The organism is Microbacterium sp. F1-18, from assembly GCF_052921305.1.
Genome location: NZ_JBREVD010000001.1, coordinates 502,229 through 524,112, shown reverse-complemented (window position 1 = coordinate 524,112; position 21,884 = coordinate 502,229). Strand labels below are relative to the sequence as shown.

Here is a 21,884-nt window from a genome sequence, read left to right as displayed (position 1 = left end):
CCCGATTCCGAGAGGACCCCCATCATGGCTGCATCCGCGACCGCCGGCCCGACCGGCGACGTCCCCGTCATCCCGCACTGGATCGACGGAGCCGAATACGCGCCCGACGGCACCCGGACCGCACCGGTCTTCAACCCGGCGACCGGGCGGGTCAGCGCCGAGGTGGCGCTCGCCGACGAGCAGACGATCGAGCGGGCCATCGCGTCTGCGCGGCGAGGGTTCGAGGTCTGGTCCCGGTACTCCGTCGCACGTCGCCAGAGCGTGCTGTTCGCGTTCCGTGAGCTGCTGAACGCCCGCAAGCCCGAGCTCGCCCGCATCATCACCGCCGAGCACGGCAAGGTCGTCTCGGACGCGATGGGCGAGATCCTGCGCGGCCAGGAGGTCGTCGAGCTGGCGACCGGGTTCCCGCACCTGATCAAGGGCGCGTTCAGCGAGAACGCATCGACGGGCATCGACGTCTACTCCATCAAGCAGCCTCTCGGAGTCGTCGGCATCGTGTCGCCGTTCAACTTCCCGGCGATGGTCCCCATGTGGTTCTTCCCCGTCGCGCTGGCCGCAGGCAACGCGGTCGTGCTCAAGCCGAGCGAGAAGGACCCCTCCGCGGCGCTGTGGCTCGCGCGTCTCTGGCAGGAGGCCGGACTCCCCGACGGCGCGTTCACGGTGCTGCAGGGAGACAAGCTCGCCGTCGATGGCCTGCTGGAGAGCCCCGACGTCGCATCGATCTCGTTCGTCGGCTCGACTCCCATCGCGCAGTACATCTACGAGACAGCCTCCCGCCACGGCAAGCGCGTGCAGGCGCTCGGCGGCGCGAAGAACCACATGCTCGTGCTGCCCGACGCCGACCTCGACCTCGTCGCCGATCAGGCCGTCAACGCCGGGTACGGTGCGGCGGGGGAGCGCTGCATGGCCATCAGCGTGGTGCTCGCCGTCGAGCCCGTCGCCGACGCGCTCATCGCGAGGATCGGTGACCGCATCGCGGCGTTGCGCGTCGGCGACGGCTCGGCCGACACCGAGCCCGACATGGGGCCGCTCATCTCCCGGGCCCACCGCGACAAGGTCTCGGAATACGTCGACATCGCCGAAGCCGATGGCGCCCGCATCGTCGTCGACGGGCGCCGGTTCTCGGTGGCCGGGCACGAGGACGGGTTCTTCTTCGGGCCCACGCTGATCGACGGCATCCCGACCTCGTCACGCGCCTACCAGGAGGAGATCTTCGGACCCGTGCTCGCGGTCGTCCGCGTCGCGACCTTCGAGGAAGGCGTCGCGCTCATCAACTCCGGTCGCTTCGGCAACGGAACCGCGATCTTCACGAACGACGGCGGGGCCGCACGCCGGTTCCAGAACGAGGTCGAAGTCGGGATGATCGGCATCAACGTGCCGATCCCGGTGCCGGTGGCCTACCACTCGTTCGGCGGCTGGAAGCAGTCGCTCTTCGGTGATGCGAAGGCGTACGGCGTGCACGGTTTCGAGTTCTTCACGCGCGAGAAGGCGGTGACGAGCCGGTGGCTCGACCCGGCGACCCGGGGCTCATCCGAGCACGGCGGGATCAACCTCGGCTTCCCGCAGAACTCCTGATGAGCGCCACCTGGTTCCACCGGCGCGGCGCGCTCGCGCACGGCGTCTGGGAGAGCGTCGTCGACGCGGCTCTTCCCGGGTGGCAGCACACCGGGTTGCACGTGGCCGAGCTCGCGGAGGGTGACGAGGTCGCGCTCGACGACGACGGCGCGGAGCGGATCGTCGTGCCCCTGCGCGGCAGCTTCACCGTCGAGCACCGCGAGGGTCTCGAGCCGCGGACGACGGTCCTCCGCGGACGTCCCTCGGTGTTCGCCGGCCCGACGGACGTCCTGTACGTCTCGGCGGGGTCGACGCTTCGCATCACCGGCGTCGGTCGGGTCGCCGTCGCCTCGTCGCCCACCGACGAGCGGCACCCCAGCCGTCACATCACCGCCGACGAAGTGGCTGTCGAACTGCGCGGCGCGGGAGCATCGAGCCGTCAGGTGCACAACTTCGGCACCCCGGGCTCGCTCGATGCGGCCCGTCTCATCGTCTGCGAGGTGGTGACCCCGGCGGGGAACTGGTCGTCGTATCCAGCCCACAAGCACGACGAGCACGTGCCCGGCCACGAGAGCCGCCTCGAGGAGATCTACTACTTCGAGAGCGCGCCCGTCGCCGGTGCTGGCCCGGCGGCGGACCCCGATGCGGCATTCGGGCTGTTCTCGACGACCTCCTCGCCCGTCGGCGAGATCGCGATCGACGAGCAGGTGCGCACGGGGGACATCGCTCTCGTGCCCTACGGTTATCACGGTCCCGCCGTGGCAGCCCCCGGCTACGACCTCTACTACCTGAACGTCATGGCCGGCCCGGGGCCCGAGCGGGCCTGGCTCATCAGCGACGACCCCGCCCACGCCTGGGTGCGCGAGACCTGGCGCACCGAGCTGATCGATCCGCGCCTGCCCTACGGCGGCGCCGACGAGGAGAGATGATGACCCGCACGAGACGGATGACGGTCAGCCAGGCGCTGGTGGAGTTCCTCGCGCACCAGTGGACGGTCGACGGCGACATCCGCGAACGCACGATCCCCGGAGTGCTCGGCATCTTCGGCCACGGCAACGTCGCCGGGATCGGACAGGCCCTCGCTCAGCTGAACGCGAGCGCCCCCGACCTCATGCCGTACCATCAGGCGCGCAACGAGCAGGCGATGGTCCACCAGGCAGTCGGCTACGCCCGGATGCGGCGGCGGCGGGCGACGTTCGCGGCAGCGGCATCCGTCGGCCCGGGCGCCACCAACATGCTCACGGGCGCCGCGCTCGCGACGACCAACCGGCTGCCGGCGCTCCTGCTTCCGAGCGACACCTTCGCCACCCGCGTCGCCGACCCGGTGCTCCAGCAGCTGGAGCAGCCCGGCGACATCGGCCTCACCGTCAACGACGCCTTCCGGCCGCTCTCGCGGTTCTTCGATCGAGTCCAGCGTCCCGAACAGCTCTTCTCGATCGCGCTGGCGGCGATGCGCGTGCTGACCGACCCGGTCGAGACGGGCGCCGTGACGATCGCGCTCCCCGAGGACGTGCAGGCCGAGGCGATCGACGTGCCGCTGGAATTCCTGGCCGACCGCGAATGGCACATGCGTCGCCCGGTGCCCGAGGCAGGCCCACTCGCCCGGGCTCTGGAGGCGATCGCGGCCGCGGAACGCCCGTTGATCGTCGCCGGGGGCGGCGTGATCTACTCCGGCGCCGAAGAGGCGCTCGCCGAGTTCGCGAGCCGCACCGGCATCCCGGTCGCCACGACGCAGGCCGGCGGCGGGTCGATGCCCTGGGACCACCCGCAGTACGTCGGGGCGGTGGGCTCCACCGGTACGACAGCGGCGAACTCCCTGGCCGCAGACGCGGATGTCGTCATCGGGATCGGCACGCGCTACAGCGACTTCACCACGGCGTCGCGCACGGCCTTCCAGCACCCGTCGGTGCGCTTCGTCAACGTCAACGTCGCATCGTTCGACGCGCACAAGCACGGCACCGATCTGCCGGTCATCGCCGACGCCCGCGAGACGCTCGTGGCGGCCCTGCGCGACCTGGCCCGCCACCACGTGTCGCGGGAGTACGCCGCACGCATCGCCGAGCACAAGGCGAGGTGGGACGCCGCGGTCGACGCGGCCTTCGTCGCCTCGCACCTCGACCGGCCCGGACAGCCCGAGCTGATCGGCGCGGTGCACGCCGCCACCGACCCCGCCGATGTCATGGTGCAGGCCGCCGGATCCCTGCCGGGCGACCTCCACAAGCTCTGGCGTGTTCGCGATCCGCTCGGCTACCACGTGGAGTACGCCTTCTCGACCATGGGGTACGAGATCGCCGGTGCTCTCGGCGCGAAGCGTGCGCTGCTCGCCGCCGGCGACGACCGCGACGTCATCACGATGGTGGGCGACGGGTCGTACCTGATGCTGCACTCGGAGCTCGCGACCGCCGTCGCCGAACGCATCAAGATCATCGTCGTGATCGTCCAGAATCACGGCTACGCCTCGATCGGGCATCTCTCCGAGACGGTCGGATCCGCGCGCTTCGGCACGCGCTACCGCATGCTCGACGACGAGGCGCGCAACTTCGAGAGCGGGCAGACGCTGCCCGTCGACCTCGCCGCCAACGCCCGCAGCTACGGCGTCGACGTCATCGAGATCGCGCCCGGACCGGATGCCGCGGCGCAGCTCACCGCCGCGGTGACGCGCGCGAAGGCCGCCGACACCGCCACCGTCATCCACGTCGAGTCCGACCCCCTCATCTACGCCCCGGACGGCTCGGGCTGGTGGGATGTGCCCGTGGCCGAGGTCGCCGAACTCGAGACGACGGCGCGTGCCCGTGAGGATTACGAGCGGCAGCGCGGCACGCAGCGGCCCCTGCTGGGACAGGAAGAAGCATGAAAGCGACGGTCGCCGGAGCGCCCGTGAGCTTCGGGGTGTTCGAGCTCACCCCCGACGGAGCCGAGACCGTCACGGCGGACGAGATGCTCGAGGCCCTCGTCGCGACGGGTTACGACGGCGTCGACCTCGGGCCGGCCGGGTTCCTCGGCGAAGGCGACGCCCTCGCCGAGCGTCTCCGGCGGTTCGGGCTCGGCCTCGCCGGCGGGTGGGTGCAGCTGCCGTTCTCGGACGACGAGGCGTTCGCCGCCGCCCTGCCCGAGCTCGAGTCGGCGCTGCGCAGCTTCGTCGCCGCGGGCGAGGCTGCGGGCAGCCGGCTGCCGTTGCCGACGCTCGCCGACGACGGCTCGGCCGCGCGCCGCGCCGCTCCCGGACGCGGCGCAGAGGTCGACCGGCTCGACGATGCCGCGTGGGATCGCCTCGCACGCAACGCCGAACGCGCGGTCGCGCTCGTGCGCGCCGCCGGACTCGAGCCGACCTTCCACCACCACGCCGGCACGTTCGTCGAGTCACCCGCCGAGATCGACCGCTTCCTCGGACGCGTCGACATCGGCCTGACCCTCGACACGGGGCATCTCGCCCTCGGCGGCGGCGACCCGGTCGACGCGGTGCGCCGTTGGGGCGATCGCATCAACCACCTGCACCTGAAGGACGTCGACCTCGGCCGCCTGCGCGCGGTCCTCGCCGCGGGCGGGGGGATGCGCGAGGTCTGGTCATCGGGCGTCTTCGTCGCGTTCGGGCACGGCGACCTCGACGTCGTCCCCGTCATGGCCGCGATGGCCGAGCGCGACTTCGATGGCTGGGTCGTCGTGGAGCAGGACGTCCTGAACGGCCCCGAGACCGCGATCGACGCCTTCCTGCGCGAGCGCACCGCCGACCAGCAGACCAACCGCGACGCGCTGCGCGACTGGCTGTGACCCACGACAGACGGAGAGAACCGTGACCACTTCCCCCATCCGCTTCGGACTCATCGGCACCGGTCGCATCGGCCAGGTCCATGCCGTCAACATCGCCGCGTCGCCCGACACCACGCTCACCTGGGTCGCCGACCCGTTCATCGCCGGCGCCACGGGCGTCGCCGAGCGCTTCGGCGGCCGCGCGACGGAGTCGGCCGACGAGATGCTCGCCTCGGGCGACGTGGACGCGGTCATCATCGCGTCGCCCACCCCGACGCACGTGGACCTCATCGCGGCGGCCCTGGACCGCGGCATCCCGGTGCTGTGCGAGAAGCCGATCGATCTCGACCTGGCTCGCGTCGATGCTCTCCGCCCCCGCGTCGCGGCCAGCGGCGTGCCGGTGGCCCTCGGTTTCAACCGCCGCTTCGACCCGGCGTTCGCCGAGGTCCACGCGCGCGTCGGCGCCGGCGAGGTGGGCGAGCTCGAGCAGCTCACGATCATCAGCCGCGACCCCGCCGCGCCTCCCGCGTCGTACATCGCGGTCTCCGGCGGCATCTTCCGCGACATGACGATCCACGACTTCGACATGGCGCGCTTCTTCGTGTCCGACATCGTCGAGGTCTCCGCGACGGCCACGACGACGTTCGACGCCGGGGCCCGCGAGCACGGCGACGTCGACACCGCGGTCACCGTGCTTCGCGCGGCATCCGGTGCGATCGTCACGATCATCAACTCGCGCCACAGCGCGAGCGGATACGACCAGCGCCTCGAGGCGTTCGGCGCTCGCGGCTCGCTGCAGGTGGCCAACGCCGGGACGAGTCTCGTCAGCGCCTCGACGGCGGCGAGCGTCGAGGCCCGTCCGCCGTACCAGGACTTCTTCCTCGAGCGTTACGCCGCGTCGTACGCCGCCGAGCTGGCGGAGTTCGTCAAGGCCGTCCGCGGCGAGGCGTCGACGAGCCCGTCGTTCGAGGACGGTCGTGCCGCGCTCGTGCTCGCCGATGCCGCGCAACGTTCGCTCGCCGAGCGCGTCGCCGTCGCGGTCTCGTTCGACTGAAGCCGGGCGAGGCGCGTCAGCGTACGCGGCGCAGGACCACCTCGGCGCGACCGGGCGTCGTGCCGGTGAGGTAGACGCGCGGCCCGCCGAGGGCGTCCGTGCCGCCGAGATAGGTGTAGTCCTCACCCGGAAGGTAACCGGCGGCGCCGGGCACCCCGCGATCCGCTCCGGCTGAAATGCCGAACTCGATGGCGTCGTCGCCGACGCGGTAACGCGCGGTGCCCGCAGCCAGGACGGCGGTCCCGTCGGGCGCCGGCTCGACGCCCTCGAAGGTCCCGCCGGGCCGGAAGGCGAGTTCCAGGCTCCACGTGCACAGCGGCCCTTCGGTGTCGATCACGAGGTCGGCACCGCTTTCGGAGGGAAGCACCGCGATGCGCGTGTGCAGCGCGACCTCGTCGCGGGGGCGCACGTCGAACGACATCGCCGCCGAGAACCGGCCTTCGTCGACCAGGCGGTAGTCGCCACCCGCTCGGTGGCGCTCGGTGGCGAGCGGGCCGAAGTAAGCGGGAGAGAGCCGCTCGTCGAGGACGAACTCGTCGTCGGAGACGGTCAGCGAGTCGGCTCGGAACGGGCCGAGCCCGAAGAAGTGACGCGACAGGCGCGCCGATTCGAGCACGGCCGCGCCCGCGAACAGACGCAGGAACGTCGGGTTCGTGGCGAGACCCGAACGGATGCGGCCGGCCGCGGCATAGTCGGAACCGCCGAACACGGTGATCGTGCGCTCGGGCGTGCGATCGACGACGAGCCCGGACGACGGCCACACACTCCGCAACCGTGCCGCGGGGGCCGCGGTGTCGGGGAGCGGTCCCGCGATGGCCGGGTGCAGCAGCACGTCCGCCAGTGCCGTCTGGGGGTCGATGACCGGCTCGGATGCCGCGACCCGGGCCGCCCACGCGAGATCGGCGCGGCCGGTCTCGATCGCGAGCCGGCGGTAGAGCGTCGCGAAGGGGGCGAGCGGGAACCGCGTCTCGCGCTGGTCCTGGCGGCGGGAGTGCACGGTCTCGACCGATCCATCGGGCTGGATCAGGCCGAGCGTGGACGCGAGGTTGCGTTCCACGACGGCACGCAGCGCGGGCAGGTCGAGGATGTCGGCGACGGCGAGCAGCGACGGGTTCGAGACGTAGACGGCGTAGTTCGCGCTGCGCTCGGAGTACTGGCCGTCGGGAGCGATGTCGATGCCCTCGGCGAGCCAGTGCCGGGCACGCTGGACCAGCCGTTCGTCGGGCCGGTGCCGGTGCAGGCGGGCGAGCGCCGCCGTGAGCTCCCACCGGTGGTTCGGGGTGTGCACACCGCCGGCGAGCATCGCGGGTGCTGCGCGGTCGGCGATGGCCCCCAGCATCGTGCCGAGGGCGCTCAACCGATCGTCGCCCGAACGCCGGATGAGCTCGAGGATGTCGCCGACGTCGTTGATCGTGAAGCCGCTGTCGGGCGGCGACTCGACGTTGTCGCCGCCGAGGAACAAGCCCGTCGGTGACTGCAGCTCCGCGAGGACTGAGGCGTACCGCTCCGCGCGCGCCACGGCGGCGGGGTCGCCGGCGAACGCCGACGTCGGGGAGAGGTAGACGGCCACCAGGAGCTTCGCGCGTCGCATGGACTCCCGGTGCGGACCGAGCGGCGCTTCCGCGACGTCGACGGGCTCATCCATCAGGGCAGCGGCCGCGGCGTCGGCGGCGGCCACGACATCGGTGGGGAACGTGTCGGGCGGGAAGATCTCGGTGTCGCGGCTCATGGGGTCTCCGGGGTCAGCAGGCGGGCGCGCAGGGTCGCGACCTCGAAAGCTCGCAGGTCGAGGGCGACCGTGCGATCGTCGCGCAACGTGGCGGCGCCGGCTCGGCCGCCGCCGACGGTCTCGACGAGATCGCAGACCTCGAGCGAGGCGAGCGGCACGTCGAACCGGAGGGCGCCGGACGACCGCGCGCCGCGCTGCTCGAACACCCGGACGATCAGGTCGCCGCTGCCGTCGGCGGCGAGCTTGACGGCCGAGACGACCACGTCGGTCCCGTCGCTCGCGACGAGCGGCGCGACGGGACCGGACCCGTCGACCTCGCGCAGCGGCGAGCCCACGATCGTGCCCCAGTGGGCCGCATCGGTCGTCGTCTCGGCCGGCGCGAAGATCGAGACGAACTCGTGCGTGCCCTGGTCTGCATCCGGATCGGGGAATGTGGGCGCACGCAGCAGAGACTGTCGAACGGTCGTCACGGTTCCCTGTTCGTCCGTCGTGCGCGTCGCGTCGTGTCCGTACAGGCCGTCGTTGACGATCGCAGCTCCGGTACCCGGCTCCGCGACGTGCACCCACCGATGTGCGCAGACCTCGTAGCGTGCGGCATCCCACGACGTGTTCGCGTGCAGTGCACGACGCACGTGTCCGAACTGCGTCTCGTAAGCGGCGTCCTGCGCGTGCACGGCGACGGGGAAGGCGAGTTTGAGCAGGCGATGCCGCTCATGCCAGTCGACGCGCGTGCGGATGCGCACGGCGCCGCCGACGGGGTGGATGTCGACCCACTGCTCCACCTGGCCGTGGGGGAGGGGGTGGACGACGTGCACGGCTCCGCTCTCGGTGAGCCGGGCCGCGCCGCCGTCGACGTCGGTCGTCGTGAGGCGGTACGAGGCGTCGAGCTCCCAGGCGTCCCATTTCGCGGGAGCATCGACATGCAGCTGGAGCAGCCCGCCTCGATGCCCCGCCGGGATGAGCTCCCGGCCGTCCGGCAGGGCGCGGACGCTGCGCAGCGTGCCGTCGGGACCGACGAGGACGTCGATGCTCTCCGAGCGCAGCCGGAAGCCGTCCGCGACCGGTTCGGCCGAGAACGGTGCCGCGGCCGGGGCAGGTCCTGCGGCCCCGGGGGAGATCGCTCCGATGCGCGAGGACGCGGGGTTCAGCGCGAGCCGGGTCGAGCCCGACCCGACCAGAGCGGCGATCGCGGCAGCGATGATCGCCTCGAGACGCGCGGTCGTCTCAGCGTGGGACCGCTCTGCTTCGCGATGGACCCACGCGATGGCGCTGCCGGGCAGGATGTCGTGGAACTGCAGCAGCAGCACTTCGCGCCAGAGCTCGTCGAAATCTGCGGCGGGGTAGGGCGTGCCGCGCCGGACGTGGGCCGCGGCGCTCCACAGCTCCGCCTCGACGAGGAGAGCCTCGTTGCGCCGGTTGCCGCGCTTGGTGCGCATCTGCGACGTGTAGATACCGCGGTGGAACTGCAGGTACATCTCGCCCGCCCACACCGGCGGGGCCGCTGGTTCGTCGGCGGCCTCGACGAAGAACTCGCGCGGAGTGCCGAAGGTCACGGTGGGCGATCCTTCGAGATCGGCCTGCAGTCGCGCATCGGTCATCATCTCGCGGGTGGGGCCGCCGCCGCCGTCGCCGTATCCGAACGGCATGAGCGATCGCGAGCTCGCGGCGTGATCGGCGAAGTTCCGCACGCTGCGGGCGAGCTCGGTCGGACGCATATCGCCGCTGTAGGTGTTGTTCGGCGGGAAGTGCGTGAAGATCCGAGAACCGTCGAGGCCCTCCCACACGAACGAGTGGTGGGGCATCGTGTCGCCGTCGTTCCAGCACATCTTCTGCGTGAAGAACCAGCGCAGCCCGGCGCCGCGCAGCAGCTGGGGAAGCGATGCGGGAAAGCCGAACGAGTCGGGCAGCCAGCCGACGTCGCTCCGTGCCCCGAAATGCTCCTCGAAGAACCGGGTGCCGAAGAGCAGCTGGCGCGCGACCGATTCGCCGGAGGGCATGTTGACGTCGGATTCGACCCACATGTTGCCGACCGGCACGAACCGCCCCTCGGCGACGCGCTCGGCGACGCGGGCGAACAGCTCGGGATCGCTGCGGCGCACCCAGTCGAAATGCTGTGCCGACGAGCTCACGAAGACCGCATCGGGGTCGGCGGCCATGAGGTCGAGGACGTTGGCGAAGGTCCGGGTGACCTTCCGCACCGTCTCGCGCGTCGGCCACAGCCAGGCCGAGTCGATGTGCGCGTGCCCCGTCGCCGTGATGCGGTGCGCGGATGCCACGGCCGGCGACGCCAGCAGCGGCGCGAGCATGTCTCGGGCCGCGTTCGCCCCGTGGGACGGATCGTCGGGGTCGACCGCGTACAGCGCGCGCTCGAGACCGTCGAGGATGCGGGCTCGGCGCGGATCCGTCGGCGACAGCTCGCGTACGAGACCCACCAGGACGATGACCTCGCGACGCAGGCGTTCGACCGTCTCGTCGACGAGTCGCACCTCCATGTCGCCGAGACGGTAGAGCGGGGCGGCGCCGGCGGTCGCTTTGTCGCCGAGCGCCGTGGGGGCGAAGGCGAGCGGGCTGCGGAAGTCGTCGCCGCCGGAGAGGTCGGGGTTGGCGGCCGCCTCGACGGTGAACGAGAACTCCTCGCCCGCGCCGGCGACGACCGGGACGTGATGGTTGCGCGGCTCGAGGCCCTTGACGACCGACCCCGCGGTCGTGCGCACCAGCCCCTCGCACTGGAAGCCGGGCTTGGCCTGTGAGAACCCGAGGTCGAGCGACAGCTCGACGCGGCCGTCGCATCCGGCCCACTCCGCGGGAACCCGACCCTCGACGAGGAACCACGTCGTGCCCCACGCCCGGCCCCAGGCGGAGCCGGGGTCGATCGGAGTGAAGTCGGCATCGCGCCGCATCCGCTCGACCGACACCGGCTCGCCCGGCAGATCGCCCTCGTCGGGCACCTGCCAGGCCGAGACCGTCAGGGGGCGCCGATCGGCGACCACCGCGCGTGCGAGGTGGTCGCCGACGAAACGATCGACGCGTTCGAGGATCAGGTCGTCCCGCGCGGGCATCAGTCCTTCAGCCCCGCATTGATGTTCGACGACGTGATGTACCGCTGGAAAACGAGGTACAGCGCGATCAGGGGGAGCATCGAGAGCACGGAGGCCGACAACAGGATCGTCCACTCGATGTTCTCGGCGCCGACGAGGGCGCGCAGGGCGATCTGCAGCGTGAACTGATCGGGGTTGCCGAGGATGATGAGCGGGAAGATGTAGTCGTTCCAGCGCCACTGGAACGACATGATGGCGAGCGTCAGTGCGATGGGGCGGGCCAACGGCATCATGATGCGGAAGAAGATGCCGAACTCGCTCGCACCGTCGATGCGTGCCGCCTGCATGAGCTCGTCGGGGATCGTGATGAAGAACTGCCGGAACATGAACACTCCGGTCGGCGTGATGATCGACGGGATGATCACACCGGCGAGCGAGTTGTAGAGCCCCAGGTCACGGATGACGATGAACAGCGGGTTGAGGATGACCTCGCCCGGCAGCATCGTCATCGACAGGATGCAGAGCCCGAGCACGCTCAGCCACGGGTTCTTGTACTTCGCCAGGGCGTAACCGGTCATCGCGCAGAGCGCGACGGTCAGGACGGTGGTGACCGTCGCCACGATCGCGGTGTTGAGGAAGTAGCGCGCGAAGTCGATGCGCTCGAGCGCCGCAGCGTAGCCGTCGAGCGTCCACTCCCGCGGGAAGAACGACAGCGGGTAGCTGAAGAGCTCGCTGCCGGGCTTGAACGACGAGAGCAGGAACCACAGCAGCGGGAAGAGCATGAGAACCGCGAGCACCCAGAGCATCGTCGTGGGGAGGATCGACTTGCGGATGCGGCCCTGCGTGCGGCGGCGGCGCTCGTAGCGCTTGGTCCGCTTGTCGTCGGGGACGGTGATGGCGTAGGTGGTCACCATGCGTTGTTGCTCCTCCGGCTGATGCGCAGCTGGATCACGGCGATGATCATGAGGATCACCAGGAGGACCATGGACGCCGCGCTGGCGTAGCCGATCTCGGATTGCTTGAAGCCGGTCTCGTAGATGTACTGCACGATCAGGCGGTTCTGGGTGCCGGGGCCGCCGCCGTTGAGGGATTGGATGAGCGCGAACTCCTTCATGTGCCCGAGGGTCGACAGGAGGATCACGAGCACCGAGGTCGGGGCGATCGAGGGCAGGGTGATGTTGCGGAACCGCTGCCACCCGTTCGCGCCGTCGAGCTCCGCCGCCTCGTAGTACGACTTCGGCACGTTGTTGAGCGCGGCGACGAACAGGAGCATGTTGAAGGCCGCTCCGCCCCAGGAAGACGCCACGATCACGACGAGCAGCGACAGGTCGGCGTTCGACGACCACGGCACGCCTTCGCCGCCGAGGGCGCGGATGATGAAGTTCACGAAGCCGAAGCTCTCGCCGAACATCCAGCGCCAGATGACACCGGTGACGATGGGGGAGACGAGCCAGGGCAGGAAGAAGATGATGCGGGCGGCCGTCTTGCCTCGTGCCCACACCGCGTTGATGGCGACCGCCATCGCGAGCGAGAGCGCGTAGCTGAGGGGAACCGCGAACAGCGTGAAGACGAACGTGCGGGCCAGCGCGCCGTAGAAGCCCGGATCGGTCATCAGCTCGACGTAGTTGGCGAGGCCGACGAACTCGGCGTCGCCCCAGCCGCGGAAGTCCGTCAGCGAGTACGAGAGCCCGAGCACACCCGGCCACAGGAAGAACAGCGCGAACAGCGCGGCGGTTCCCACCGTGAAGATGAACGGCGCGAGCCGGTAGCGCCCGAAGACGCGCTTGCGGGGACGGGGCGCGCCGGGCGCCCCCGCCGTGGGGGCGGAGGCGTCCGGCGTGATGGTTGCAGTCATGCGATGGGCTCCCCTGGGGAGGTCAGTTCATCTGTTCGGTGGAGATGGAGTTGATGTTCGCCACGGTCTGCTCGAGCGTCTGCTCGCCACTGAGGTACTTGACCGTCTCGTCCTTCAGCGGCTCGCTGTCGATCGCGAGGCCGGTGTAGCTGTTCTTCAGACCGTCGACGGTCTGACGGGCGGCGATCTCGGGCGACTCGGCGATCTCGCCGTTGTAGAGGTCGAACGCGTACGCGTCGTCCTGGTAGGTCACCTCGAGCCCTTCGAGGGCGGGCAGGCAGCCGGAGACCTCGCAGTATGCGCGGTAGTTCTCGGGCTGGTACATCCACTTCACGAAGTCGAGCGTCTCCTTCTCGACGCCCGTGCCGTCGTACGCGACGATCCACGAGGCGGCGCCGTAGTTGGTCGAGCGGACCGGCTGCTGGGGCAGCGGCACCGACAGCCACTCGAAGTCGGTGATGTTCGACTGGAAGTCGGCGATCTGCCAGACGCCCGACATGTAGCCCGCGACGCGACCGCTCTTGAAGGTCGCGCTGGGGTCGTCGCCAGCAGCCCAGACCGCCTTGGGCATGAACCCGTCGTCGTTGAGCTTCTTGAAGTACTCGAGGGCCTTCTCGCCCTCGGCGTCGAGGGCCCAGGTGCCGTCGCTCTGCTCGGTGACGCCCTGGCTGCCGAATTCGAACAGGAAGGCGCGCAGGCGGTGCGCGGAGCTGTCCATGACGGCGCCGAACTCGGCATCGGTCTTCTCGACGACCTCGTTCGCGCGCTGGACGTACTCGTCCCACGTCCACTGCTGGTCGAGGGATGTCGGGTACTCCACGCCGGCGGCATCCCACAGCGACTTGTTGATGAACATACCGACGCCGGTCAGTGTCGTCGGGAGGGCCTTCACTTTGCCGTCGCCCGGGTCTTCGACGCGCAGGGCCGGGATGACCTTCGCCTCTTCGGCGATGTCGGTCAGGTCGAGCATGCGCGCGGTCCAGGCGGGGTCGGCGTCGGGTGCCGCGGCGAGGGCCGGGAGGTCGTTGGCCTGCGACGCCGTGCGCAGGCGCGTGCGCAGGTCGTCGTTGGGGACCTCGACGACGTTGACCTTGACGCCGGTCTCCTCCTCGTACTTCTCGGCGAGCATCGCGTAGCCGCCGCCCTGCGCGGCATCACCCGACTGCACGAACTGGAGGACGACCTGATCGCCCTCTCCGCCGCCCTGAGACGAGCAGCCGGCGAGCGCGAGGGCGCCGATCGTTGCTCCGACGAGGACGGTGGTGCGAATGGTGCGGGAACTCTTCACTGCTTCTCCTTCACACGCGCTCTGCGGTGAGCGCTCGATCGTGTCGCGTCAGGCCGTGGTGCAATTGTCGGCATGTCATGACAATGTGGGTGAGACATACGGTAGCCCCCCGCCGCCCATCCGGCAAGCGCTTCCCGTTTCGGCGGTGTAAAAGCTGAGTGAGGGATGAATGTTACCGGTAACGTGACAGATCAACGTCCTTCGCCAACGCCGGAAAGGTCCTCATGAGCACCCACGGATCCCTCGATCCCCAAGCCGTCCTCACCGTCGTCGATCGGCGCATCTTCGGGGGCTTCGTCGAGCACCTCGGGCGCCACATCTACGACGGCATCCACGAGCCCGGTCACCCGACCGCGGGCCCCGACGGCTTCCGCCGCGACGTGGTCGATCTCGTGCGCGAACTCGGGGTCTCGACGATCCGGTATCCCGGTGGCAACTTCGTCTCGGGCTATCGCTGGGAAGACGGCGTCGGTCCACGCGAAGAGCGTCCGCGGCGCCTCGACCTCGCGTGGCACTCGACCGAGACCAACGAGGTCGGGCTCCACGAGTTCTCGGACTGGCTCGAGCTCGTCGGCAGCGACCTCATGCTCGCGGTGAACCTCGGCACGCGCGGTACCCAGGAGGCGCTGGATCTCCTCGAATACGCCAACGTCGACGCCGACACCGCTTGGACCCGGAAGCGGGCGGAGCACGGTCGCCCCGAACCCCTCGGCGTGCGGATGTGGTGCCTGGGCAACGAGATGGACGGGCCGTGGCAGCTCGGTCACCGCAACGCCGACGACTACGGCAAGCTCGCTTCCCGCACCGCCAAGGCGATGCGGATGATGCAGCCCGACCTCGAGCTGGTCGTCTGCGGCTCGTCGGGGAGCGGAATGCCGACCTTCGGGTCGTGGGAGCGCACGGTGCTCGAGCACACCTTCGAGGACGTCGACTTCATCTCCTGCCACTCCTACTACCAGGAGCGCGGCGGCGACGCCCAGGAGTTCCTCGCCTCCGGCGTCGACATGGCGCGCTTCATCGAGTCGGTCGTCGCGATCGCCGACTCGGTCGCCGCGACCAAGCGCAGCGACAAGCGCATCATGATCTCGTTCGACGAGTGGAATGTCTGGTACCTCTTCGACGAGAACGGCGAGCAGGACGACAAGCCGGAGGAGGCGGGCTGGCCCGTCGCGCCCCGTCTGCTCGAAGACCGGTACCACGCGCTGGATGCCGTCGTCTTCGGTGACCTGCTGATCACGCTGCTGCAGCACTCCGACCGGGTGCGCTCGGCGTCCCTCGCGCAGCTCGTCAACGTCATCGCGCCGATCATGACGGAGCCCGGCGGGCCGGCCTGGCGCCAGACGACGTTCTTCCCGTTCTCGATCACCTCGCGCCTCACGGGCGAGCGGGTGGTGCGTGTTCCGCTCGACGGTGCGACCGTGACGAGCTCGCGCTTCGGGGAGATCCCCGCGCTCAACGCCGTCGCCACGGTCGGCGAGCAGGGGACGAGCGTCTTCGTCGTCAACCGTTCCGTCGGCGAGGCGGCGACCCTCCGTCTCGATGTCTCCGCGCTGATCGCGGAGCTGGGCCGCGAGCCGCGCATCGTCGAGTCGCACCTGCTGCACGACGACGACATGTACGCCGCGAACACCCTCGACGACCCGGAGCGGGTCGGGGTCGTGCCGCTCGAGGATGCCGTCATCCGCGACGGCATCCTCGAGATCCCCCTTCCGCCCGTGAGCTGGGCCGCCCTGCTGCTGGCCTGAGCGCGACCGCTCAGGCGGGGCTGAACAACAGGCGCACGGATGCCGCGAAGGCGGGGACACGGTATCGGGGGAGCACTCCGGGGCCGCAGGTCGCCGTGCCGACACCCGACTGCGCGATGTCGATCGAGAGGTGGGTCGCCGTGGGCGCGGGCAGAAGGGATGCGTGCGTCGTGTCGGCCAGGGTGCGCCGATCCCACGGCGACACCGTGATGGCGACGCCGGCATCCGTGCTGCCGCCCTGGAGCACGCGAACCCGCACGTCTCCCGTCTCGGTGCGGATCGTCGCGTCGCGGACACCCCGTCGCGAGCCGCTCTCCTGCGGGCGGACGTGCGGGGTGACGAGGTCGGACGCGCCCACGCGATGCCACCCGAAGTGGACGCCCGAGTCGGTGTCCGGGTAGCTCGGCCCCGGCCCGTATCCCGCGAAGTCGAGACCGACCGGCGCCCCCTCCAGGGCGAGGTCGATGCCGAGCCGTGCCCAGTCGATCTCCCACGGGCCGTGCGGCTCGATGTCCAGGTGCAGCAGCATCCCGTCCTCGACCGCGCGCCACGCCCAGACCGCGTCGATCGCCGCGTCGTACGACGGCGTGCCGTCGCGGGTCCACGCGGTGAGCGCGAGGTCATCGCGCTCCGTTCCGCGCAGACGCGTCAGCATCCGGTCCATTCGTGCGGTCGCCCAGCGCTCGGCGTAGGGCGGCAGGTCGGGCTCGTCCCAGCCCGCAGCGCGGTCGTTGTCGGTGGGTGCGCGCCAGATGCCCAGGCGCGGCGGGTCGACCACGCGGGCGGTGCCGAGGACGAGCGGCCGGGCGCGTCGGTCGAAGAGGTGTGCGGCCGGCGCGACCCCGTCCTCCCGCGCCGGTGCGCCGGCGCGCACGTGCTGTCCGCGGGCGACGACGTGGCCGGGCGACGCCCATGAGGTCTCGTCGCGCAGCGCCGCTTCGAGGGTGAGGACATCGGCGACCTCCGGAGCGGCGCGGTCGTCTCGAGCAGCGGGGGGAAGCGCGACTTCCGTGCGTCGACGCGGGGCGGTCGCGACCTCCAGCTCGCCCTCGGCGACCACCACCCCGTCTCGCTCGCGTCGCCAGCGCACACGCAGGTGCGACAGATCGATGTGGTCGTAGCGATTGATCACGGCGGCCGCGCGCCGGTCGGCGGCGATCTCGAACACGACCGGCGCGATGATCGCCGCATAGTCGACGAGGCCCGGGCGCAGCTCGCGGTCGGCGCTGACGAGCCCGTCGATGACGAAGTTGTGGTCGTGCACCGACTCGCCGAAGTCGCCGCCGTATCGGATGAGGCGGCGCCCGGTCTCGTCGCGAACGGCGATGCCGTGCTCGACCCACTCCCACACGAACGCTCCGGCGATGCGGGGGTACCGCTCGACGAGCTCCCAATACTCCTTCACACCGCCGGGGCTGTTGCCCATCGCGTGCCCGAACTCGCACAGGATGAACGGCAGTCCGCGCCGGCGCACTTCGTCGGCGGTCGCGTCGAATGCGGCGGGATGCAGCGCCTCCTCGCCGATCCGTCGGACTTCCTCGTGCGAGGGGTACATGCGCGAGTAGACGTCGACGTCGCGGCTGGACCAATCGCCCTCGTAGTGGATGAGCCGCGACGGATCGTGGCCGCGCACCCAATCGGCCATCGCGGTGATGTTCGAGCCGGCACCGGACTCGTTCCCCAGCGACCACAGGATGACGCTGGGGTGATTCCGGTCGCGGGTCACGGTGCGGCGGATGCGGTCGAGGAACGCCTCGCGCCACGCAGGGTCCGTGCTGGGGTTCCCACGCCACTCGACGTACTCGTACTCGTGGGTCTCGAGGTCGCACTCGTCGATGAGGTAGAGCCCGTACTCGTCCGCGAGATCGAGGAAGTCGGGGTGCGGGGGATAGTGCGAGGTTCGTACCGCGTTGATGTTGTGCTGCTTCATCAGCTCGATGTCGTGGCGGGCCAGTGCTTCGGAGTGCACCCGTCCGTGCTCCGGATCGTGCTCGTGCCGATTGACGCCCCGCAGTGTGACGGGGCGACCGTTGACGGTCAGGATGCCGTCGGCCGACGCCACGCGCCGGAATCCGACGCGCAGCGAGACGCGTTCGGCGGCGGTGCTCAGGACGACGTCGTACAGGCGCGGCGTCTCGGCGGACCACGGCGAGACCTCGCCGGCCTCGACGAGCGCGGGGGCGAGCGCGGTGTCGACGGTTCCGGGACCGGTGCCGCGGACGACCGTGTCGATGCCGAGCTCGTGGATCCGGACGCCGACGTCGCCCTCGGCGGCAACGCGCACGGCCAGCTCGCCGCGGCCCGTGGCGGGGTCGTAGTCGGCCGTGACGAAGGCGTCGTCGATGCCGCCCGACGGACGCGCGAGCAGTTCGACACTGCGGAAGATGCCCGGCAGCCACCACATGTCCTGGTTCTCGAGGTACGTCGCATCCGAGAACTTCGCCACGCGCACTCCGATGACGTTGCCGGCAGGGCGGACGATGCCCGTCACGTCGAACTCGTGCGTCAGCCGGCTTCCCCGCGTCGAGCCGAGACGCTCACCGTTGAGGAACACGTCTGCCGCCGACTCGATGCCGTCGAACCGCAGCAGGATCCGCGAGCCCGGAACGGCGGCGGCCGCCGCGAGTCCGGGGTCGAGCGAGAACGCGCGGCGGTAGTCGCCGATCGGGTTGTGGTCGGGGGGATGCGGCGGATCGATCGGGAACGGGAACTGCACGTTCGAGTAGGCGGGCAGCCCGAAACCGTTGAGGTTCCAGTGCCCCGGGACCACGAGCTCCGACCACACCCCGGCCGTTCCGTCGAGCCACGTGTCATCCGGGATGTCGAGAACCGAGGCGCTCACACGGAACTGCCACGTGCCGTCGAGAGGTTGCGCGGGAGCGTCCGATCGCAGCCGTGTCCGCGGCGGCTCCGATCCCTCGCCGGGGCCGATGCGAGCGATGTCGAAGACCGGCGCGCTCATGCGTTCACCGGCTGGACGCGGACGGTCGGCGAGAGGCGGGAGGCCGCGGTCTCGTCGAGGAAGAAGGTCACGTCGGGATGCCGCTGCAGGAACGATGCCGGGACGGCGGCGGTCACCGGACCCGCGACGGCGCGGGCGACGGCCTCCGCCTTGTGCTCGCCCGTCGCGACGAGGACGATGCGCCGCGCCGCGAGGATCGTCCCGACCCCCTGCGTGAGGGCCCGCGTGGGTACCGGCTCAGCCGGGTCGGGGAAGAACCGGCTGTTGTCGGCGATCGTCCGAGCGGTCAGATCCACGATGCGCGTCCGGGAGTCGGCGGGGGACCCGGGTTCGTTGAACCCGATGTGCCCGTTGGTCCCGATGCCGAGGATCTGCAGGTCGACGCCGCCTGCCCGTGTGATGGCACGCTCATAGGCCCCGGCCGCCGCGTCGGCATCCGCTGCCGCGCCGTCGGGTACGTGCACGCTGTCGGGGTCGAGGCGCAGCGGGGCGGTCACATCGCGGGCGATGACGGAGTGGTAGCTCTGCGGGTGCTCCGGAGCGAGGCCGGCGTACTCGTCGAGCGCGAAGGCCGTGGCCGACGACAGGTCGAGCCCGGCGCGAACGAGGATGGCGAGCGACCGGTAGAGCGGCTGGGGCGATGAGCCGGTCGCGACGCCGAGCACGAGGTCCGGGCGGTGGTCGGCCGCGGAAGCGACCGCGTGCGCGGCGGACGCGCCGGTCGCGACGGGGTCGGGGGAGACGATGATCCTCACGGGGTGCCTTTCGTTGCTGAGCGGGCGGCGAGACGGTGGGCGAGGGCGAGGGCCCCGAAAGCGGGCGCCGTGTCGAGGACCGTGACGCTCAGCGCCCCGTCGCGTGCGGCCACGGCCGCCCGCAGCCCGGCCGAGAGCGCGGGCTGAGCCGTCATCACCCCACCGGCGGCGATGACATCGTGGCCTCGGGCGCCGCGAGCGCGCACCGCCATCACGAGGTCTGCGAGATGCGCCGTTGCGCGTTCGACGACACCGCGCGCCAGTGGCGATCCTGCGCCGAGAGCTTCGAACACCCGTGGCGCCAGCCGGCCCCAGGCGTCTTCGCTCGCCGCGGCCTGGAAGCGCAGCGCCAGTTCGACGGTGTCGTGCGCGCCGAGCGCATCGAGCAACGACTGAGCGAGGGGGTCGCCGAGTGCCACGGGTCCGTCGCGGTCGACGGCGCGCAGGACGGCCAGCACCGCGCCGCGGGCGAGGCCGGGAGCGCTCGCATCATCGGCGATGAGCCAGCCGTGCCCGTCTGCGGTGATGGGCGCTCCGTCCGGCCCGGTGCCCACGACGATCGAACCGGTGCCGGCGATGACGCAGATGGCGGTGTCGCGCCGCATGGCGGGCGCGAGCAGCAGGGCGTCGTTGACGACGTCGACGAGCCCCGGGAGCCGCTCGCCCAGAAGCGTTTTCGCGCGCCGCCGCTGGCCGGCGTTGTCGACCCCGTGGGCGCCGACGACCGTCACCGCCGGAGGCGTCCCGACAGCGGACAGCACCGCATCGCTCAGCCGGTCGAAGTTCGCGACGTCGTCGAACAGCGAGCCGCGCCGCCAGCTCGGACTGGGAACGACCACGTTGACGTCGGTTCCACCGCCGGAGGCGACGATCTGCGTCTTGGTCCCGCCGACGTCGACGCCGACCACCGGGCCGGATGCGGGGAGGGGGAGAAGATCAGGCAAGGTAGAGCGCTCCGTTCACGCGATCGATCGCGAGCTGCCCGATCCCCACGACGGCGGCGCGCTCGCCGAGCTCGCCGATGAGGATGCGCGGCGGCGCGGGGATGCGCCCCGTGAGCCGCCGGTCGATCTCGTCGACGAGCACGCCGGCGCGTTCGGGCAGGGCGCCGGTGAGGATGACCTCGCCGCAGTCGAGGACCACCGCCAGAGCTGCCACCGACATCGCGATGTAGTCCAGGAGCTCGGTGGCCGGCCCCCGCGCGGCGTCGGAGCCGTCGGCGTACTCGTCGAGGATGCCGAGGGTCGATTCCCGGCGGGCCAGCGGGGAACGGGACGCCCCGAGTTCGAGGATGCGGCTCTCGAGGTCGCCGCCGGCCGCGGGGGCGCGGGTGAAACCGGATCGATCGGCGATCAGGTGTCCGATCTCGCCCGCGGCGGCCCGTGCGCCGCGGAGCAGCCGGCCGTCGGCGACGATACCCGCGCCGAGCCCGACACCGAGCACGAAGGTGGCCAGGTTCGCGCTTCCGCGCCCGGCTCCGTGCGACCATTCCCCGACCGCGACGGCGTTGGCGTCGTTCTCGACGACGGTGGGCAGGCCGGTCCGCTCGGCGATGAGGTCACGCAGCGGCACGTCGACCCAGCCGAGTTCGACGGAGTCGCCGACGTGGCCGGTGGGGGCGACGACGCCGGGGACGGCCACGCCGACCCCGTAGGCCGGGATGCCGCGCAGCGCGGCCGCCGTGCGGAGGTCGTCGACGAGTCGGAGCGTGCCGTCCAGGCGCGACGCGGGATCGAGGGCCCCGTCCGCACCGATGAGCGATCGCTCTTCGGTGTGGCGCACATCGCCGTTCAAGTCGATGAGCGCACCGCGGGCGCAGGTGTCGGTCACGTCGAGGGCGATGACGCTGCGGGTCTCGCCGGCGTACCGGTAGCGGTGGGTCGGTCGACCGATCGCGCCGCCGAGGTCGCGCTCGACCACGATGGCGCCGTCGTCGACCAAGCGCGTGCAGAGCCGGTGGACGGTCGCGGTGGCGAGGCCGGTGGCCTCGACGAGCTCGACGCGGCCCAGCGGGCCGCGGGTGCGCAGCGCATCGAGGATCGCGGTCTGATTGATCAGCGTCACGGTGCGCGTCGTGGCCGTCGCCCGGCTCGGGGCTGCCTCATCCGGCGTCATGCGTTCCTCGATCTCATGGTGTCCGACCATTGCAGAATATAT

Annotated in this window: 15 protein-coding genes; 6 read left to right on the top strand and 9 right to left on the bottom strand. The window is 71.0% G+C overall.

Features of this window, described 5'->3' with window-relative positions; genetic code table 11:
* The first annotated feature begins 24 nt into the window (after positions 1 to 24).
* The 5 genes from ACU6RU_RS02500 to iolG are packed head-to-tail and all read left to right on the top strand — an operon-like array spanning position 25 to position 6,355.
* Positions 25 to 1,575 (top strand): CoA-acylating methylmalonate-semialdehyde dehydrogenase, encoded by a 1,551-nt coding sequence (locus ACU6RU_RS02500; RefSeq protein WP_289330871.1) that lies wholly within the window; start codon positions 25 to 27, stop codon positions 1,573 to 1,575.
* A complete protein-coding gene (gene iolB / locus ACU6RU_RS02495) occupies positions 1,575 to 2,483 on the top strand; it encodes a 5-deoxy-glucuronate isomerase (protein WP_446725815.1) in 909 nt (302 codons plus the stop codon). The genes ACU6RU_RS02500 and iolB overlap by 1 nt, the downstream gene beginning before the upstream one ends.
* Entirely contained in the window at positions 2,480 to 4,408 is a 1,929-nt protein-coding gene (gene iolD, locus ACU6RU_RS02490; protein ID WP_446725814.1) for a 3D-(3,5/4)-trihydroxycyclohexane-1,2-dione acylhydrolase (decyclizing), read from the top strand. Before iolB ends, iolD begins: the two co-directional genes overlap by 4 nt.
* The gene (locus ACU6RU_RS02485; RefSeq protein WP_446725813.1) at positions 4,405 to 5,322 is read left to right on the top strand and encodes a sugar phosphate isomerase/epimerase family protein; all 918 of its coding nucleotides are present in this window, start codon (positions 4,405 to 4,407) and stop codon (positions 5,320 to 5,322) included. Before iolD ends, ACU6RU_RS02485 begins: the two co-directional genes overlap by 4 nt.
* Positions 5,323 to 5,344: 22 nt before the next feature.
* Entirely contained in the window at positions 5,345 to 6,355 is a 1,011-nt protein-coding gene (iolG, locus tag ACU6RU_RS02480; RefSeq protein ID WP_120263476.1) for an inositol 2-dehydrogenase, read from the top strand.
* Positions 6,356 to 6,371: 16 nt separating this feature from the next.
* Here iolG and ACU6RU_RS02475 read toward each other — a convergent pair whose 3' ends face one another.
* From ACU6RU_RS02475 to ACU6RU_RS02455, 5 genes are read right to left on the bottom strand one after another with little or no spacing between them, the layout of a single operon-like run.
* Positions 6,372 to 8,084, bottom strand: a complete 1,713-nt coding sequence (locus ACU6RU_RS02475; protein ID WP_446725812.1) for a hypothetical protein — start codon at positions 8,082 to 8,084, stop codon at positions 6,372 to 6,374.
* On the bottom strand, positions 8,081 to 11,143 hold the full coding sequence (locus ACU6RU_RS02470; RefSeq protein ID WP_446725811.1) for an alpha-mannosidase: 3,063 nt from the start codon (positions 11,141 to 11,143) through the stop codon (positions 8,081 to 8,083). The genes ACU6RU_RS02475 and ACU6RU_RS02470 overlap by 4 nt, the downstream gene beginning before the upstream one ends.
* The gene (locus tag ACU6RU_RS02465) at positions 11,143 to 12,036 is read right to left on the bottom strand and encodes a carbohydrate ABC transporter permease (RefSeq protein WP_120263473.1); all 894 of its coding nucleotides are present in this window, start codon (positions 12,034 to 12,036) and stop codon (positions 11,143 to 11,145) included. The genes ACU6RU_RS02470 and ACU6RU_RS02465 overlap by 1 nt, the downstream gene beginning before the upstream one ends.
* Entirely contained in the window at positions 12,030 to 12,977 is a 948-nt protein-coding gene (locus tag ACU6RU_RS02460; RefSeq protein WP_446725810.1) for a carbohydrate ABC transporter permease, read from the bottom strand. Before ACU6RU_RS02460 ends, ACU6RU_RS02465 begins: the two co-directional genes overlap by 7 nt.
* Before the next feature lie 22 nt (positions 12,978 to 12,999).
* On the bottom strand, positions 13,000 to 14,265 hold the full coding sequence (locus ACU6RU_RS02455; protein ID WP_120263472.1) for an ABC transporter substrate-binding protein: 1,266 nt from the start codon (positions 14,263 to 14,265) through the stop codon (positions 13,000 to 13,002).
* A 224-nt stretch (positions 14,266 to 14,489) separates the two neighbouring features.
* Here ACU6RU_RS02455 and arfA point away from each other — a divergent pair, with 224 nt between their 5' ends.
* Complete coding sequence (arfA, locus tag ACU6RU_RS02450) at positions 14,490 to 16,010, top strand: arabinosylfuranosidase ArfA (RefSeq protein ID WP_446725809.1); 1,521 nt, start codon at positions 14,490 to 14,492, stop codon at positions 16,008 to 16,010.
* Between the two features lie 10 nt (positions 16,011 to 16,020).
* Here the strand turns inward: arfA and ACU6RU_RS02445 are convergent, their stop codons facing one another.
* Genes ACU6RU_RS02445 through ACU6RU_RS02430 form a run of 4 tightly spaced genes read right to left on the bottom strand, consistent with a single transcriptional unit; the run spans position 16,021 to position 21,872 of the window.
* On the bottom strand, positions 16,021 to 18,972 hold the full coding sequence (locus tag ACU6RU_RS02445; protein ID WP_446725808.1) for a glycoside hydrolase family 2 TIM barrel-domain containing protein: 2,952 nt from the start codon (positions 18,970 to 18,972) through the stop codon (positions 16,021 to 16,023).
* A complete protein-coding gene (locus tag ACU6RU_RS02440; protein ID WP_289330879.1) occupies positions 18,969 to 19,727 on the bottom strand; it encodes a glucosamine-6-phosphate deaminase in 759 nt (252 codons plus the stop codon). Before ACU6RU_RS02440 ends, ACU6RU_RS02445 begins: the two co-directional genes overlap by 4 nt.
* Positions 19,724 to 20,671 (bottom strand): BadF/BadG/BcrA/BcrD ATPase family protein, encoded by a 948-nt coding sequence (locus ACU6RU_RS02435; RefSeq protein ID WP_289330880.1) that lies wholly within the window; start codon positions 20,669 to 20,671, stop codon positions 19,724 to 19,726. Before ACU6RU_RS02435 ends, ACU6RU_RS02440 begins: the two co-directional genes overlap by 4 nt.
* The gene (locus ACU6RU_RS02430; RefSeq protein ID WP_289330881.1) at positions 20,664 to 21,872 is read right to left on the bottom strand and encodes an ROK family transcriptional regulator; all 1,209 of its coding nucleotides are present in this window, start codon (positions 21,870 to 21,872) and stop codon (positions 20,664 to 20,666) included. Before ACU6RU_RS02430 ends, ACU6RU_RS02435 begins: the two co-directional genes overlap by 8 nt.
* Positions 21,873 to 21,884: the final 12 nt, after the last annotated feature.